The organism is Pseudomonas sp. B3G-3 (assembly GCF_028640915.1).
Classification (GTDB): Bacteria; Pseudomonadota; Gammaproteobacteria; order Pseudomonadales; family Pseudomonadaceae; genus Aquipseudomonas; species Aquipseudomonas chlororaphis_I.
In genome coordinates this window covers 151,523-166,461 of record NZ_JAQZAB010000137.1, presented here as the reverse complement: position 1 = coordinate 166,461, position 14,939 = coordinate 151,523, and the positions used below count along the sequence as shown (strand labels likewise).

18 protein-coding genes are annotated in these 14,939 nt (G+C 55.1%); 9 read left to right on the top strand and 9 right to left on the bottom strand.

Annotated features, from left to right (window positions below; all coding sequences use genetic code 11):
- Positions 1-220 precede the first annotated feature (220 nt).
- From PVZ80_RS33200 to PVZ80_RS33190, 3 genes are all read left to right on the top strand, one after another.
- Positions 221-763 carry a hypothetical protein gene (locus tag PVZ80_RS33200; RefSeq protein WP_273865092.1) on the top strand — a complete coding sequence of 181 codons (543 nt, stop codon included), beginning with the start codon at positions 221-223 and terminating at the stop codon, positions 761-763.
- Between the two features lie 160 nt (positions 764-923).
- The gene (locus tag PVZ80_RS33195; protein WP_273865091.1) at positions 924-1,457 is read left to right on the top strand and encodes a hypothetical protein; all 534 of its coding nucleotides are present in this window, start codon (positions 924-926) and stop codon (positions 1,455-1,457) included.
- Positions 1,458-1,466: 9 nt separating this feature from the next.
- Positions 1,467-2,054 carry a DUF6088 family protein gene (locus PVZ80_RS33190; protein WP_273865090.1) on the top strand — a complete coding sequence of 196 codons (588 nt, stop codon included), beginning with the start codon at positions 1,467-1,469 and terminating at the stop codon, positions 2,052-2,054.
- Positions 2,055-2,334: 280 nt separating this feature from the next.
- On the opposite strand, the gene PVZ80_RS33185 is transcribed toward PVZ80_RS33190, so the two are convergent.
- The gene (locus PVZ80_RS33185) at positions 2,335-2,499 is read right to left on the bottom strand and encodes an AbrB/MazE/SpoVT family DNA-binding domain-containing protein (RefSeq protein ID WP_223265632.1); all 165 of its coding nucleotides are present in this window, start codon (positions 2,497-2,499) and stop codon (positions 2,335-2,337) included.
- Positions 2,500-2,762: 263 nt separating this feature from the next.
- A complete protein-coding gene (locus PVZ80_RS33180; RefSeq protein ID WP_097303495.1) occupies positions 2,763-3,215 on the bottom strand; it encodes a hypothetical protein in 453 nt (150 codons plus the stop codon).
- Between the two features lie 84 nt (positions 3,216-3,299).
- Here PVZ80_RS33180 and PVZ80_RS33175 point away from each other — a divergent pair, with 84 nt between their 5' ends.
- On the top strand, positions 3,300-3,617 hold the full coding sequence (locus tag PVZ80_RS33175; RefSeq protein ID WP_273865089.1) for a helix-turn-helix domain-containing protein: 318 nt from the start codon (positions 3,300-3,302) through the stop codon (positions 3,615-3,617).
- 228 nt (positions 3,618-3,845) lie between these two features.
- Here PVZ80_RS33175 and PVZ80_RS33170 read toward each other — a convergent pair whose 3' ends face one another.
- On the bottom strand, positions 3,846-4,319 hold the full coding sequence (locus PVZ80_RS33170; RefSeq protein ID WP_202340035.1) for an antitoxin Xre/MbcA/ParS toxin-binding domain-containing protein: 474 nt from the start codon (positions 4,317-4,319) through the stop codon (positions 3,846-3,848).
- A 71-nt stretch (positions 4,320-4,390) separates the two neighbouring features.
- Here PVZ80_RS33170 and PVZ80_RS33165 point away from each other — a divergent pair, with 71 nt between their 5' ends.
- Complete coding sequence (locus PVZ80_RS33165) at positions 4,391-5,176, top strand: DNA-binding protein (RefSeq protein WP_273865088.1); 786 nt, start codon at positions 4,391-4,393, stop codon at positions 5,174-5,176.
- A 564-nt stretch (positions 5,177-5,740) separates the two neighbouring features.
- Here the strand turns inward: PVZ80_RS33165 and PVZ80_RS33160 are convergent.
- Both PVZ80_RS33160 and PVZ80_RS33155 read right to left on the bottom strand, forming a co-directional pair.
- Positions 5,741-6,433 carry a hypothetical protein gene (locus PVZ80_RS33160; RefSeq protein WP_232539779.1) on the bottom strand — a complete coding sequence of 231 codons (693 nt, stop codon included), beginning with the start codon at positions 6,431-6,433 and terminating at the stop codon, positions 5,741-5,743.
- 361 nt (positions 6,434-6,794) lie between these two features.
- Positions 6,795-7,691 (bottom strand): LysR family transcriptional regulator, encoded by an 897-nt coding sequence (locus PVZ80_RS33155; RefSeq protein ID WP_028683998.1) that lies wholly within the window; start codon positions 7,689-7,691, stop codon positions 6,795-6,797.
- A 96-nt stretch (positions 7,692-7,787) separates the two neighbouring features.
- Here PVZ80_RS33155 and PVZ80_RS33150 point away from each other — a divergent pair, with 96 nt between their 5' ends.
- The gene (locus PVZ80_RS33150; RefSeq protein WP_124301598.1) at positions 7,788-8,369 is read left to right on the top strand and encodes an isochorismatase family protein; all 582 of its coding nucleotides are present in this window, start codon (positions 7,788-7,790) and stop codon (positions 8,367-8,369) included.
- A gap of 313 nt (positions 8,370-8,682) precedes the next feature.
- Complete coding sequence (locus PVZ80_RS33145) at positions 8,683-9,543, top strand: NmrA/HSCARG family protein (RefSeq protein ID WP_124301597.1); 861 nt, start codon at positions 8,683-8,685, stop codon at positions 9,541-9,543.
- Positions 9,544-9,762: 219 nt separating this feature from the next.
- Here PVZ80_RS33145 and PVZ80_RS33140 read toward each other — a convergent pair whose 3' ends face one another.
- The 3 genes from PVZ80_RS33140 to PVZ80_RS33130 all read right to left on the bottom strand — a co-directional run bounded on the left by PVZ80_RS33140 (position 9,763) and on the right by PVZ80_RS33130 (position 12,752).
- A complete protein-coding gene (locus PVZ80_RS33140) occupies positions 9,763-10,653 on the bottom strand; it encodes a pirin family protein (protein ID WP_110177143.1) in 891 nt (296 codons plus the stop codon).
- Between the two features lie 34 nt (positions 10,654-10,687).
- The gene (locus tag PVZ80_RS33135; protein WP_037006077.1) at positions 10,688-11,599 is read right to left on the bottom strand and encodes an NmrA/HSCARG family protein; all 912 of its coding nucleotides are present in this window, start codon (positions 11,597-11,599) and stop codon (positions 10,688-10,690) included.
- A 247-nt stretch (positions 11,600-11,846) separates the two neighbouring features.
- Positions 11,847-12,752 (bottom strand): alpha/beta hydrolase family protein, encoded by a 906-nt coding sequence (locus tag PVZ80_RS33130; protein ID WP_009049065.1) that lies wholly within the window; start codon positions 12,750-12,752, stop codon positions 11,847-11,849.
- Positions 12,753-12,879: 127 nt separating this feature from the next.
- Here PVZ80_RS33130 and PVZ80_RS34155 point away from each other — a divergent pair, with 127 nt between their 5' ends.
- Together PVZ80_RS34155 and PVZ80_RS33125 are read left to right on the top strand one after the other, a co-directional pair.
- On the top strand, positions 12,880-13,098 hold the full coding sequence (locus PVZ80_RS34155; protein ID WP_028683993.1) for a helix-turn-helix domain-containing protein: 219 nt from the start codon (positions 12,880-12,882) through the stop codon (positions 13,096-13,098).
- A gap of 400 nt (positions 13,099-13,498) precedes the next feature.
- Complete coding sequence (locus PVZ80_RS33125; protein WP_039968025.1) at positions 13,499-13,768, top strand: hypothetical protein; 270 nt, start codon at positions 13,499-13,501, stop codon at positions 13,766-13,768.
- 404 nt (positions 13,769-14,172) lie between these two features.
- Here the strand turns inward: PVZ80_RS33125 and PVZ80_RS33120 are convergent, their stop codons facing one another.
- On the bottom strand, positions 14,173-14,880 hold the full coding sequence (locus PVZ80_RS33120) for a response regulator (RefSeq protein ID WP_063430776.1): 708 nt from the start codon (positions 14,878-14,880) through the stop codon (positions 14,173-14,175).
- Between the last annotated feature and the right edge of the window lie 59 nt (positions 14,881-14,939).

Sequence of the window (14,939 nt, the reverse complement as noted above, 5' to 3'; positions counted from 1 at the left end):
AGGCAGCTTCTTTTCGGTCACTTGATTGACCGCTTGGATTTTGAATTCTTCGGGGTAACGCGGGTTGCTCATGGCACCTCCTGATTGGCCTCAGTTTAAGGCAAAGAGGTGTCTACGAAACCCGGGGCGATTCAAAGCCACCATTGAGTCAGTATTCGAGGAGTGGGGGATTCCTTTACGTCCTCCTTTGGCACTGCGGTTGGCCGGTGAAGGATTGCCTGTGACTGTCAGCGGTCCACTTGCCGATGTTGAGGCTGCAATTTCTGAGTTGAGTGGAAGTGATCTGGCCTACTTGCAACTGGCGTTGCTGAAGATCTCTGCGAGAGTCGCGGAACGGATTTCGCCGGCGGCCGCGCACGAAGTGGCTGTCCGTGCCTATAACGACTTTCTACGTCCAAGATCCCTCACTGAGTTTGGGAAGGAGCGCGTTCGAGCGTTGGCGAATCGATACGGTGCCGCTCGCTTTCTTCAGGGCTTGGATGCGCTGATGAAAAGCCCCGAGTTCAATCCTGAAACAGACCGTGACCTTCCGGCGCTATCGAAGATGCTCGTGAAGCTGCAGGGCTCTCTTCCAGGGAGACGAGCTTATCTTGCCGGCGTACTACGCAAGCGGCTCAAAAATCTGAGGTCTCATTGGCTCGATCAGCAGGCTTCAGAAGCCATAAGCCGCGGGGTGGACATAGAGCAGATGATCGACCTAGCCAAAGGCGTGACCACTTGGGACGACTGGACAGACGGACTCGCCCGCCTGGTACCGTACTGAGCTGGTGATAGCTCACTCTCGGCGATTCGCTAAGGCTGGTGAGGCTGCTCAAATTGCGCTCTGCCTCAGATGCAGTGGCAGAGCTTGCTCCACCAAGCTCTGCTTGATGGGCTGATAGTGCTTGAGCCTGAGCGGGAGGATTTTCGCTCGCCTTTAGATCGTGGTTAGCGTACCCAGCGAGCGTTCTCAAGACCGCGTGCTCTGTTTAATCGATGATCAAGCCTTCTCAGAAAAAAGTGACGGTGCAGTTCACGACAATGCATTGGCCCGTCTCGTCGATGCGCTGCTTTTCGTAGCCGTAACAGATGCGCCGCAGGCGACCCGATTTGCGAATGGCGACTGGTCACAGGTGGCGGCGATCATGCCGATGATCACTCGCATCATGGCCAAAATTGGCTGGTCATCAGACGTGATGAGCAAGTCCTTGACCCTCTGCGAGCGAGCCGCCGATGCCTATCCCATTCGGGTATTCTCACAGCAGGTGGCAGCCGCACTGGAATCCATTCATCTGTCGCAGGGTAGTTGGACAGGAACCACACTGCCCGCACGTATCGCCGCTACGATTCAGCGCCTTACGGATAAGCACTATCCGCTCGAGCAAGATCAGGCCCTGGCGTTACTGCGTATCCTCGATGTGTTGATAGACTTGGGTGGATGGTTCTCAGTGACAGACTACGTAATCCACGCGCTATAGGAGTCATTCATGTCTGTCGCTGAGTGTATCTCTAAGCGTATCAAGCACATGCAGAAGGGCAAGCCCTTTACTAAGGCCGTGTTCGTAGAGGTGGGCTCTCGCACCTCGGTTGATAAAGCACTGTCTCGGATGGTGCAGAGCGGCGTCCTAGAGCGCGTTGCTCGCGGCATCTACATGCGCCCTAAGCTGAGTGAGTACACTGGTAAGAAGGTTCGAGCTAACCCGATAGCAGTCATGGAGGCAGTCGCAAGGACCAGAGGCGAGACTATCCAGGTCCATGGCGTAGAAGCTGCTCGCAGGCTGGGAATTAGCACTCAGATGCAGGTTCTACCGACTTACTACACCAGCGGATCGACACGTGAAATCAAGATAGGTAACGCGGTGGTGCGGTTGCGTCATTCGTCTTGGCAACGGCTCCAGCAAGCTGGTACCCAAGTAGGCTTAGCCTTGACTGCTCTGTTGTATCTTGGAAAAGCGGGGGTGACTGAGCAAGCCGCCGGCAAGATCCTTAGCTCGCTTAGCGCTGAGGAATTCAGCAAGCTCATGGCCTGCAAGATGCCTAAGTGGATGCGGAAGATATTGGCCGATTTTGCTTAGGAATGAACAACTTCGGCGAAGCACATGGGGCTCAGACTCCAATGCGTCACACTAATTTAGCCATCACCCTTTTTGCGATTGGCGTCGCGGGCTTCGCGTTGTCCATCCCTGAGACAACGCAGGCGCACACCGGATCCATCCATTGTGGATCGGCCTCGAACGGACTTGGCGTCATGCGGTCACCACGCAGTCGAAACAAAATGCGTGTCCGGCGTCGATCGAGGTAGCCAATGCCTATATCCAGTTGAACTACAAAATGGAGCCAGTCCTCATCGATAAATCATCGGATCGTAGGATCGTTCGGCTTCGGCCTCAATACTATCGAACCGTTAACCACCTCAATGGTCAGCACATCGCCAACGCCTAACCCTAACTCGGTAAGTAGATCAGATGGCAAGTCGATAATACAGTCGCCACTCCCGTCCTTAGTATCTTGACATTTCACTGTCCAACGTTGGAATTTGTTCACGGTCACTCCACAGCCTTGACTGCATTATCACGAACGCTGCTCACTCCAGCGAGTATGCCCACGGGTTCAGCATGCGCACTTAAAGCGTGAGCTTTTGAGAGAAGTATCCCCAGCGTGGTACATGTTCTTCGGACGTCAAGATTGCCCCTGGAATCCGCTATCGTTGGCCTGCTCGAACGAATTTTGTGCGTGACCCGTCTTGCCCGCTTTCAAAGACATTAGTCGTGGCCAGGAGCCTGCTAGCTACGAAGATCACGCTCAACTGAAAATAAGACTCTGAACGGCTTCAAATTCGCATCGGCATCGTCTCTTAACGAGTAGGTCGCCCCGCCGGCGACTTGGTAAACGAAAAAGTGCGCCCCGTCCCGGGGATCCATAACGATCCCAGCCATCGCCAGAGGCTCCATCAGCCAGATAGATTGGCCATTCATATGGGGAGGTGTAACTAACTGAACCTGCTCGACCCACACGCGGTTCGACTGCGCGTCGATAAACTGTTTGAGCTCGTGAGCGTGATACATCATAAGCATGCTGGCGTAATTCTCCCGTCCAGCCCTGCGCACCACTTGGAGGTAAAACCAAGGCAGCAGCAGCTCCTGCTCAACGAAGCTCCAAACTCGCTGGCCCTCATGCGAGTTGGTAGCATCGGGCGTATCGAAGGTGATTTCGGCCCTTGGGTAGGTGGTAAACATGGCAAACCTCGAAAATGAACACTATAGATTGTAGTCCTATAAGATTCGATAGCGCTTCATCGTTCCTTTTGCGGGATCAGCAAATTGGAACTCAATATCGCGTTCGGCCTAGCGCTGAAACAGATCCGAAGCAGTAAAAATCTTACTCAAGAAGATTTTGCTACTGTAAGCAGTCGCACCTACCTCAGCACGCTGGAACGAGGCCTCAAAAGCCCAACGTTAGAAAAAGTGGACCAGCTAGCAGGAGCTTTAGAAGTGCACCCGCTCACCATTCTTGTCGCCACATACGTCGGTAAAGAAAGTCATCAGGACGTTGAGCTTCTGTTTCAGAAAATCAGGGACGAATTGTGCTCAGTAAGAACCTCTGAAGGGGGACGCTCATCGCCCCGCAAGGATCTTTAAGCCTTTCCAGCTTGAGAATTTTTATGGCTAGGTCCACACAACCAAAGGGCAACAGGAGCACTCTCGGTGTCTGGGGCTAGCCAAGATGAATAGGGGGAGGGGAAGAGGGCGCCTGATAACTTGACCTCTTGTACATACGTTTGGAGCCGACGCGAATGCGAAACATCGTCCTGACGAAGCTAATGGAGGTGCTTTGCCCCGCTCAGGCATCTAGACATAACTGGTATGTCATTGATAAACACCCAGTTCTACCCGTTCTAGGTAGTCTTCGATAGCTTGAAACCCAAGTGGATTACCCACCAGATCAAGAGGGATATTACCGGCCAAATGCCTACAGGGTTTGGCAAGCCATTCCTCAGCAAGCCGCAATGTGCCAAAAACAGTCGTTGCGTGCTCAAGAACCTTTGCGTATTGAAAGGCTATTGCGCTCTCAAAAGCGCCAAGTCGACCAGTCGTGGATTTATCGTTTTTGCCTTGCTTCGTTCGGCCAGGCTTACCAACGATCCGCTTGATGACCTTCCATGACAAGTAAAGCTCGGAAAGCGAGACCATTGCGTAGACGTCGTTCAGCGCGAAACCTTCCTTAGCGAGCAAGAAAATGCTGAGCTGGCTGAGATTTTCAATGCTGACCTGGGTTAGGTATTGCGTTGGTTTGCGGGCCAGAGGTGTCGGTTTATCTGCCTGGGGAAAAGGGGCGGCCATGTGACTTACTCCGCTGCAACGGGTCGCTAGACTAGCTCGATTCGATACTAACTGCACGAAAGACGCTCAGCATGAGAATTATAATTTACGAAGTCGTCATTTCCAACAACCAAATTGTAAGGGCAGGGAGCTGCATGATAAATACTAAAACCAACTCGCTTACATTAGAAGAAGTTATGTGCGCAGTTGCTGAATTAAAAAAACAAGGTCTTAAAGTCACACTTACAGCTGTACGAAATCAGACAGGTCATGGTTCATACACGACCATTTCAAAGCTTCTTAAAGATGCGTCATCGGTAGAGGAGGAAAATCTCGCTCCTAGTGAACGGCTCGCTCAGTTTCCAGATCAGATCAGAGCAGCATTGCTATCGATTTACAAAGAGCTAATCGAAGCTGCAAAGGCTGAAACAACCAAAAAGCGCGATGAAATCCAAGAGTTTGAAGGAAGACTTCGAGCCAGATGGGCAGCCAATGTCAAGGAAAAAATTAGGGCTCAGCGAAGCCTGGAGATCGAAACCAATGCCTGCGCCGAACTACGAGTTGAGCTTAGACAAGCGACTCAGAAGATCTGGAAAGATCAGGAGATTATGAATAACCTTACTGCGCGATTGGTAAAAACGGAGTCTGCAAACGAACAGCTATTGGAGCTAACGGAGAAATTGAAGAGTGATATCGAAAAACTTCAGAGGAATATTGAGCACTTCGAACAGCAGACACTTCAGCAAAGACACGCAGAAAATCAGATGCATCTGCTTAAGGTTGCAAAACTCGAGCAGAATTTAATGAACAGTCAGGCTCGCGTCTTGGAGCTGTCGATGGCATTAGCTGGGAAATACAAAGACGGTGAAACCACTTGACCATGCTGCTCAACAAATTTGCAAGGTGTCGCGTTGAGGGGAAGATCCAAAATGGGGCAAGAAATCTGAATTTCGATATTTAGGTCTCAAAAAATTCGATGTTCACTTCCGGGTACTGACGTCAGACGAAGCACATGAACATATCTAACATAGCATCTGATTTAACATAATATACATTATGCGTATATCTATATGGAGGCTTGGGGGGTGTGGGCGGCAGATTCGAAGCCAGGCCTCGATCACTCTGCCGCAGCTCGCGTCTGGACCTCAGCAATGTAATCCAGGTAATCCAGGACAAACGGATCCTGAGTCCTTTGCTCCTATCCAGAACCCCACCGGCACTGGATCGGAAAATTTCCAGCTGCTTGACTCGTACGGATACCGGCTGTTGGTGAACACGTCGCGGTATCTCTCGAAATTCGTAACGCCTGCAAAAGATCGAGCCGGAGAATGCCAAACTCAAGAAGCTGTTGGCCGAGGCCCACCTGCACATCGAGTCACTGAAGGTGGGCTTTGGGTAACCGCAGGCCAAGTGTGAGACGGTCGCCAGGATGGTCAAGTAGTTTACCGACAGAGCTCTCTGTATTGATTCACGTTGGAAACTGCAGAGTCTAGTGTTGTTATTTTGTATTTAAAGTAGCGGATTTTATTTGCCTGAGCTGGCCCAACATTACCGAAATATTCTTCCCAAGCGTTACTCTTAGTTAGTAAGTCAGAGAGCATGGTGCTTAGGTCGTTTGCCGTCCAAACTGTCTTGTAGCCTTTAATCTCGCCAGGAGCTGGACTCTTATGCTCGACATAATTAACCACCATGTACTTTTTCTCGTAGGCCATAAATACCGTATACACTGTCCCGGCTGACTGCTTGAACCAAGGGATAACGACAAAGTGATGAACCTTTGGTTCCGGACTATCCGTACTAAAGTGCCAAACAGCTGTCTCCGAGTGCAAACCACGAAATAAAAGTGCCTGATCGATTTGGTACTTCATGCTCCCATTATTTGTAATTTCATCATTGCCAACGTCATCTTGCACCTTCCCATAAACAGCACAGCCCATTTGAACTGACACAGAAGGACAATCATTCAACTCCATGAGTGTCTTGTTATTGTTTATTGCCTTAATCAGATCTTCCCCTGTCATGTCTCTTGGCTCCTGCCCAGATTGAAAATAATTAAGATCCCTATCCTTGGTGAGGATAGCTTCGATCCGTCCTTTATCAAAGGTCGCCAGTACCATGACCGCCAGCACATGCATATCCAATCTCAACGCCCTGCCCCGACACGCCTCAGGCAATAAGCGGCCTTGCAGGCACAGGCAAACGTACGGATATGAGAAGGCTCAAACCGCCCTGGCATCGGGTGTGGATCCTGTATGGGAAAAGGGAGAGTCGACCATGAGAAATATCCGCCCTGCCCTCTGGGTGGCATCGAAATGTAGGTAGGCAGAACCGACCGATAGACTCGGCCAATCTGGATAGGCAATCCCAAAATTCCGCCTAGTTCAAAATGTTATCCCTTCTCCCCGCCGGGTTTTGCCTGGAGGGTTGGCGAGAAGTCGACAAAGCGCCGGGACAAGAGGGACGGCGCCGCATGTGGGCGTAGGCAAAAGCTGCGCGTTAGTGATCGTGCAGCTGGATCCGCTCGGAGAGCAGGTCGACGAAGGAGACCACCTTTGGCGAAAGATGACGTCTCGTTGGGTAGAGCGCATGCACGGGGATCTCCGCAGAGCACCAGTCGACGAGCAAGGGCAGCAAGCGCTTATGGCGCAAGTCATCGGCGCAGAAGAGCTGGGGTAGCCATGCGATCCCCACGCCCGCGAGGGCGGCCTCGCGAACGATCTCCATATCATTGACCGTCAGTCGTGGGGTAACGCGGACCTCGACACGTTTGCCCCCCGACTCCAGGGGCCAGACGTGCGGTGCGGCTCCGCCGCCGAATGCGACGCATGCGTGGCTCGTCAGTTCGGCAGGCGTCTTCGGGACGCCATGGCGTTTGCAGTACTCGGGTGCCGCGACGAGCATGAACTTCGCTTTTCCGAGATTACGCGCAACAAGGGTCGAATCGACGAGCTCTCCCGCTCGAATGGCCACATCGAAGCGTTCCTCTACGAGATCGACAAGACGATCGGAACACACCATCTCGACGGCCACGTCCGGATGACGAACCAGGTACTCGGCGACGATCGGTCCGAGCGTGCTGGACGACATGGGAGCCGCGACCCGCAGCACGCCGCGCGGCGCCCCACGCATTCCCGCCACTGCGCTCTCGGCCTCCTCGATGTCGCTCATGGCCGGAGAGACACGTTCGAAGAGCAGACGGCCCGCCTCGGTGAGGCCCAGTTTACGCGTCGTGCGCTGGATAAGCCGCTCACCGACCCGTTCCTCAAGGTCAGAGATCTTCCGGCTCACCGTGGACTTCGGCAGGTTCAAACGTCGCGCTGCTTCACTCAGGCTCCCCGCCTGAATGACCCGTACGAAAATCAAGAGTTGGTTGAGATCGGTCGTTCTATTCATGGAACGATGTTGCCAAAATACCATGGCTTGTGCAACGAAATGACAGAACCTATTGTGCACGTGAAGCGTCGGTAACCACCAGACAGGAAGCGAACCATGCATAAGAATGTCTATACCGCAGAAAACGCCGCGATGCTGCTGATCGACCATCAGACGGGGACGATATCCTGGACGCGATCGCACGACGTCGAGCAAGTCAGGAAGAACACCGTGCAACTCGCGAAGATCGCCAAGGGTGTCGGCATGCCACTGGTACTGACCTCAAGCATGGAGGAGAACATCCAGGGCCCGCTGATTCCCGAGCTGGAGGAAGTCGCACCGGACGCCTTCGCCAAGCGGGTCAAGCGCACGGGAATCGTTAACGCGATGCACGACCCGAACTACAGCAACACGGTCAAGGCCACAGAACGGAAGAAGGTCATAGTCGCTGGCATCACGACCGAGATCTGCGTCGTCTTTCCAGTGCTCCAGCTGCTTGACGAGGGGTATCACGTTCAGGTTGTGACGGACGCGTCTGCTTCTTTCACAAAGACAGGGGACGCCGCCGCGCTGCGGCGTATGGAGCAGGCCGGAGCCGTGATCACGTCGACGGCACAGGTCGTGTCGGAGCTGGCCGTCGATTGGACCACCCCGCGAGGACAGGCGCTCGCCGAGTTGCTCGGCCTCGGGCTGGTGTGACAACACGTTCGGCCCCGGACACCAGGGACGACGAGCAACCCACTCAGCCGCCGTGATGTGCTTCGTCTCGGCGGCACCGCACTGGCCGAAGCCTGCAAAAAGTCCCCACAAACAAGAACGAACACCATGACGACAAGCGTCAAGCCCCCCTGCTCTACCCAGGCACAATCAGCGTCCGCGCGATATCGCTCAGCGCACGCATAGGAGTGAGCAGCGGTCCGATTACGCATCTCGTGAATCCCTCTGACCTGGGGGGCTCGTCAAGCTATTTGTGTTCCTTGATCTCTTCGATAAAACAGTCGAGTTTCATACCATGACTTTCAGAACCATCGTTGTTCTAGGTGCCACTGGGCAACAGGGCGGTGCCGTGATCCGCTCATTATGGACCGAAGGCCATTGGCGCATTCGCGCGCTTTCGAGAAAGCCGAGCTCCAACGTGGCGCAGCAATTGGCCGCGAACGGCATCGAGGTCGTTGCGGCCGACATGGACGACTATGCCTCACTGCGAAGCGCCTTTGCCGGCGCCCATGGAGTTTTTTCCGTTCAAGGTTCAGAACAAGGCACGGAGCTCGAAACTCGCCGGGGCATTGCCGTGGCGGATGCTGCGCTAGCTGCAGGGGTAGAACACTTCATCTATGCATCGGTGGGAGGAGCCGATCGGCGCTCGGGCGTAGCGCATTTTGAAAGCAAGTGGCTTATCGAGGAACACATTCGCAGTATTGGTCTACCCGCCAGCATCGTTCGTCCAGCGTTCTTCATGGAGAACTTTAGTAAGCCTGCACTACGAACCGTGCTATTGGCGCTGTTGCGCAGCTATGTGCCCAAGACGAAGCCACTCCAAATGATTGCAACGGCCGACATTGGCAATTGGGTTGCGCAAGCCTTCACCCATCCGGGTGAGTCTCTTGGCAAGTCCGAGGAAATCGCCGGCGTCGAGCTGACCCGCGCGCAGATCGTCGTCGCCCTCAAGAGCCACGGCTGGGCGGCCGGGCTACCCTTCCCACTGCCCAGGTTGCTATTACGTTCATTGCCCCATGACGTTCGGAAGATGTTTGAGTGGTTTGGGGAGGCCGGCTACCTCGCCAACATACCGGCGCTGCTGGCGCGCCAGCCCGACGTGCGTACCTTCGACAAATGGCTCGTTGAACAACGTGGTAGGCCGTCGGGCACATAACCATCTGGCGTTGTTCGACCTGCGACTGCTGACCCCGTCGGCGTGCCTCCTGTGCATGCTGTTCGCGACTGACTTCCTGTAGAGCGACTCGCGAGGGTGTCGTAGTCGCAAGCCGGAATCGACATCAAAGTGGCGCCCATCATTTTTGTAGTGATGGACGCCACTTTCGAGTCTGGGCCATGAATGTTTCTTCTCTTCTTTCTGAATCACGTCCCGGCCTCAGATCGACCAGAGCGCGTAGCTCTGCTTGCCCTCGGCGCGAAGTTGATGCCCTATGCGGCGGATCTCGGCCTCGCCCCGTCGCAATGCCTCGACGCTGGTATGCACAGAGTAGTGGCCGAGCACCAGTTCGTGAGGGTGCTGCTTGGCCGAGCCAAGCACGAACTGTGTGTCACCCTCCGCGACTAGTTCGATGGCCGTCTCGCCGTGCTCGAAGATCGCGATCTCTCCACGTGTGATGCGAGATGACGCATGCAGCGCACCATCCATCAACGATAGCCACGCGACGTCATGCCCCAATGGCGGGAGGAACGTCCATCGTTCGCCGTCCTTCAGCGTGACCAGGAGGTACGTCATTGGTGGCGCAACGATAGGGCTCGAAAGACCGTTATACGAGCCGAGGATCACCCGCACCGGGCCAACGTGGGGCACATCTTCGGGCATCACGTAGTGGCTCATGCTAGGCGCATTTTCAAGATCGGGTGGGAGCGCCACCCAGAGCTGGAAACCTCTCACGGGCGCCGAGTTCACGGTACCGGTGTGCCAAACACCGCCCCCCGCCTGCATCCATTCCACGCCGCCGGCGGGCAATACGCCCACGCTGCCCGTCGTCTCGGCGTATTGGACCGAGCCATCAAGAAGGACGGTTACTGTGGCAATACCTGAGTGCGGGTGCCAGCCAAGTTCAAGAGAGGGGGCATGCCCCCCCTCAAAATCGAAGAGATCGAGGAATACGAACGGCTTGATGAACCCACCCCAGTCAGAGGGGCTCACGAGCCGCGTAATCGGGCCGCTGCTTATCCCGCGCGCCCGGTGAACGATGTCGCGTGGACGCTGATTGTGCCCGAGGTGGAGCTGGGTGTTTTCGCGTTCTGTCGTGCTTGTCGTCATGGTATTCGTCCTTTCCACGCCATCAGCCGGTGGATCAGGCCGGCATGTTGACCTTGGCCCAGTCAGCAAAACCGGTGAGTTGCCCACCGACAAGCGCATCGGCGCGCGCCCTCTTGGTGTCCGCATCAGGGCCGAAGTAGCTGTAGTCCTCGAAGTAGCTCATCATTTCGCAGACCTCCTCCGCGCCAGGATAGAACGTATCGTAGACCTCGCCTGGCACCTGGCTCACCACCACGTTGTGGCCCTGTGCGTTCAGAATATCCGCGAACTCTTGCCAGCTGTAAGCGTCGGGGCAGAGCGACAGGATTTGCCCCTGACCGGCTGTCTCCGGGTGGTCAAAGACCTGCCTGACCAATTTCCCCAGTTCCAGGATGTCGCCGGCATGGACGTTTTTGTTGGTGATATCCATCGGAACCGCCCAGGCCTTTTGGTCCCCGTTTCCGGTGGGTTGCGGTGCCATCTGGGCAAGAAAATTCTGAAAGAAGAACGGCGCTTCGACGAAGCTGTAGTAGGGAAAGCCCGCGTCAGCGATCACAACGTTGGCCAGAGCTTTGTTGGTGAAATGCGAAACCTCATACCTACCGTCTGAAATGTCGAGAGCGTTGGGCAGCGTCGACCAAACAACATGAGAAATACCGGCGGATTTTGCGGCGCTGACCACATTCCTGACCTGGTCGTACTCGCTCGCCCCGGTTGCAGGGTCCCAGAAATTGGTGACCAGGAACACGCCATAGGCCCCGTTGAGCGCCGATGCCAACGTATCCGCTGCGTTCAGATCTGCAGCGACCACCTCGACCCCACGAGCGGCGAGCTCCTTGGCCTGGTCCGAGCTGGCATCGCGACTGATCGCCCGGACAATGTAGCCACCCTGGTCGAGCAGCGCGTTCACCACCCCCTGCCCCTGCCGACCCGTTGCGCCAAACACAACAATGGTTTTATCCGACATGATTATTCTCCTGCATTTTCTGCTGATGGCTATTGATACAAAGGAGGCAAGGAGCGCCGCTCTGTGTGAGCGACGTCCTTGGCGGTTGTCATACGCTCAGTCGCGGCGTAGGAAGTAAAGCGCTCATGTAGTCGCGCATCGGCGGGATCACCAGCGTATCCAGTAGATTTTCGACACGCACGCCCCAAAGTCCTCGAGGGTTATGTCAGTGGTCTCAACGAAGCCACGCGGCCAGAGTGAAATCGGCTTAATTCATGTGTTTATCAAACCACTCGATCATCTGCGCCGGATGTTCGGAGAAGTAGTTGTAGCCGTCCCAGCGCCGGGTGCTGCCTTCGATCCAGAACAGCTTCTTGTCAGCGACGGGGATGTTGTCGAAGATCGCCTGCACGTCGGCGGGCTTGGTCAGCGCATCGTCGCGCACCTGAAGGATGAAGGCAGGCGCCTGCCAATTCTTGGCGTATTCCAGCGGCGACACCTGATCGATCGTGAAGCTGGTGATCAGTTGAACCTCCCGGTCAACGGCGTCGAACTGGTCCGCGATCCCCATCGCCTCGAGGTTGCGCTCGACCATGGCGCGCATTGAGATAGGTTGCAGGGCGACCAAGGCGTGTACGCTCGCGAAAAGCTCGGGGTACCGAGTTTTCGCGACGAAGGTGGCATTGGCGCCCATGCAGCGGCTGAGTAGGCCCAATCTCATGCCGCGGGTGTCGGGGCGGGACTTGATGTAGTGCAGCGAACCGGCCACGTCACGGGATTCGAAGAGGCCCCAGGTGAAGATATCGCCGTTGGCGACGCCGCTGTGACCGTGGTTGCGCGCGTCGTAGGTCAGCACGTTATAGCCGGCCTCATGCAGGTGCTGGTACTCCCGCATGTAGTTGACCTCGATGTCGTTGCCGGGCACGAACTGCCACTGGGGTAGGTGCGAGGGGAAGCCATAGCGGTTCATAGGCATCGGGTGGTTGGCGATGACCAGTTTGTCCGAGCCTGGACAGGGTATCCACCATGCCTCCAGCGGGGTGCCGTCCAGCGACGGGAAGGTGACATCCTCATACGCCATCCCGTATTCGTCCGGCGTGTGCAGAATCGGTGCACGGACCGGGCTGCTGAGGCCTCTGGCCAGACCATTGATCAGTTGCGGAATATCCGCCATGACAGTTTCTCCTTCTCTTTCGGGTTGTGGTGTCTTCTCACATCCAAAAGATATGTCCCGGCCTGCTTTTGTACAAGCCATGTAAAATTGGCATCACCGTTCCACAGGTGGAACGAATGATTGGCTCTTGTTCCTGGTATGGATCAGCCAGGCGCAGAGCCTGAGTGAGGCGGCGCGACATCTGAACCTGCCGAAGTCCACAGTGAGCTGGAGGATCTCGGACCTGGAGGAGCGGAGTGCTTCGATCGTCGTGTCGATCTCGTGGAGGAGCGTTTCGATGTGGCCATTCGAGCGGGAGCTCTCGTTGATTCGCCCCAATCTCAAAAAAGCCGAAAGACCCGCTTAGGGGGGCCGGTGTCAGGAAGACACCTGGGCTGGATGCATAGAGTCGCTGGGCTGCCCTGAGCAACTGGACACGATTATTGCTCAACTCCAACTGAGCTTTGAGGATCCGAGTGAACTGCCCCCAGCGAACCATCGCCTCAAACCATGACGAAAGCTGACATTTTCAGCGAGACCGTTAACAACAGGCTCGTCAAACTCGAACTCTTGGGCAGCTCCCTCAACAGAAAAATCCAGGCTTTTACCAGCTTGTCAATAGTGCCGTTGAGCGACTGTGCGGGAGGCAGCACGGTAGTAGGCTTTCATAGCGTCACTACGCGAGTGCCCGATCTGTTCAGATTATTGATAAAGGCAGGTCAGGCCGACGTATAAGCCGCATGTCAGATAACTGAAAGGATTCGAACATGAAAAAGTCCATAACTGCTCTGGCCGTATCCGCGATGCTCGCTTTCACCGCAACTGTCGCGAACGCTTCCGTGCATCCGACCACCATCAAGGCTCCCCAGACCGTCAATCAGGTGACAGCTTCTATTGACACGCCTTTTGGAACTCATCAAAAAGCTGGCGAAATCCAGATGGCCAGCCTGGCCAGAAGTTGCTCCGATGAACGATATTCCTGGTGGGAATACAGCGGTTGGGAAATCGTCGGCTGTCTCATAAGTGGCCAGTGGTAATTATTGACGGGCCTGGTGCGTGACTTGCGTGGTGAGCGCGCACCAGAGCCTGTCGTAGGCTCCCCCCAGATCAGTCCAGATTGAGTAGCACCCACACACGACTTTGAAGATACGGATCCCCTCACCTCTTCAACCAGCCGAATGCCCGGGCTGATGGATAAGTGCCAAGCGATCACTGATGAGGTTCTGCGACACAACATGCCGAACTCTGCTGCTTCAGTCCTACTCCCTGCATCGAACAACTATCCGCCATTTTCCAGCAGTAAAGCGAATACAGAGATGTCGGAATCCAGACAAAAAACAGCAAAAATAAAAAAACCTTTTTCATGTCCTACCTTGCATCTATTAATGGTTGAGCCAAGTCTCTCTCGCCAAGCCAATAGCCATGATTGGCGTAGCGCTATCTAGACTTCCCACGCAAACGGATTAAAAACGTAGCCCTTGCCCCAGATAGTCTTGATGCATACCGGGTCCCGGGGGTTGTCATTGAGTTTGCCGCGCAACTTGCTGATGTAGACATCGACACTACGGTTGAACCCATCGAACGGGATCCCGCGAATACGGTTGAGGATGTCGTCGCGAGAAAGAAGCTTGCCCTCCGCACTGGCCAGCACCCACAGCAATTCGAACTCCATGGTGGTCAGGTTGATTTTTTCATCGGCCAGGCTGACCACCCGGCAACCGCGGTCGATCGATAACCGTCCGAACTCCAGGACATCGAGTGTCGTTGAGTTTTGTGCCAGCCGGCGTTGCAAGGCGCGTAGCCGAGCCAGCAACACAGAGGGTTTGAAAGGCTTGATCACATAATCGTCGGCACCGGACTCCAGGCCGAGAACATGGTCCCGGTCATCCCCTTTTGCGGTCAGGATGACGATGGGCGTATCGGACAGGTTGCGAATCTCGCGGCACACTTGCAGCCCACTCTGGCCTGGGAGCATCTGATCAAGCAGCACGACGTTCGGCTTGAACTCGATAAATGCCGCCAGCGCCTGGTCGCCCCGGTGAACCACCCGCACCTCAAAACCATGCCGGAGCAAAAACTCTGCGATCAGCGCCGCCAGCTTCCGATCGTCTTCAACGAGCAAGACATTAACGAGATCTAAGTTGTCCATAAAAACCGGGTAAGAGTCCTGATTAAAATACGGTTGTCCGCCTGGGCTATCGCTTCCAT

Bases quoted from the DNA above. Each gene is read 5' to 3' on its own strand.
- PVZ80_RS33190 (WP_273865090.1), top strand. From the start codon at position 1,467: ATGTCTGTCGCTGAGTGTATCTCTAAGCGTATCAAGCACATGCAGAAG.
- PVZ80_RS33140 (WP_110177143.1), bottom strand. From the start codon at position 10,653: ATGACGACAAGCACGACAGAACGCGAAAACACCCAGCTCCACCTCGGG.
- PVZ80_RS33125 (WP_039968025.1), top strand. From the start codon at position 13,499: ATGAAAAAGTCCATAACTGCTCTGGCCGTATCCGCGATGCTCGCTTTC.
- PVZ80_RS33180 (WP_097303495.1), bottom strand. From the start codon at position 3,215: ATGTTTACCACCTACCCAAGGGCCGAAATCACCTTCGATACGCCCGAT.
- PVZ80_RS33130 (WP_009049065.1), bottom strand. From the start codon at position 12,752: ATGGCGGATATTCCGCAACTGATCAATGGTCTGGCCAGAGGCCTCAGC.
- PVZ80_RS33145 (WP_124301597.1), top strand. From the start codon at position 8,683: ATGACTTTCAGAACCATCGTTGTTCTAGGTGCCACTGGGCAACAGGGC.
- PVZ80_RS33165 (WP_273865088.1), top strand. From the start codon at position 4,391: ATGAGAATTATAATTTACGAAGTCGTCATTTCCAACAACCAAATTGTA.
- PVZ80_RS33120 (WP_063430776.1), bottom strand. From the start codon at position 14,880: ATGGACAACTTAGATCTCGTTAATGTCTTGCTCGTTGAAGACGATCGG.
- PVZ80_RS33160 (WP_232539779.1), bottom strand. From the start codon at position 6,433: ATGCATGTGCTGGCGGTCATGGTACTGGCGACCTTTGATAAAGGACGG.
- PVZ80_RS33135 (WP_037006077.1), bottom strand. From the start codon at position 11,599: ATGTCGGATAAAACCATTGTTGTGTTTGGCGCAACGGGTCGGCAGGGG.
- PVZ80_RS33170 (WP_202340035.1), bottom strand. From the start codon at position 4,319: ATGGCCGCCCCTTTTCCCCAGGCAGATAAACCGACACCTCTGGCCCGC.
- PVZ80_RS33155 (WP_028683998.1), bottom strand. From the start codon at position 7,691: ATGAATAGAACGACCGATCTCAACCAACTCTTGATTTTCGTACGGGTC.
- PVZ80_RS33150 (WP_124301598.1), top strand. From the start codon at position 7,788: ATGCATAAGAATGTCTATACCGCAGAAAACGCCGCGATGCTGCTGATC.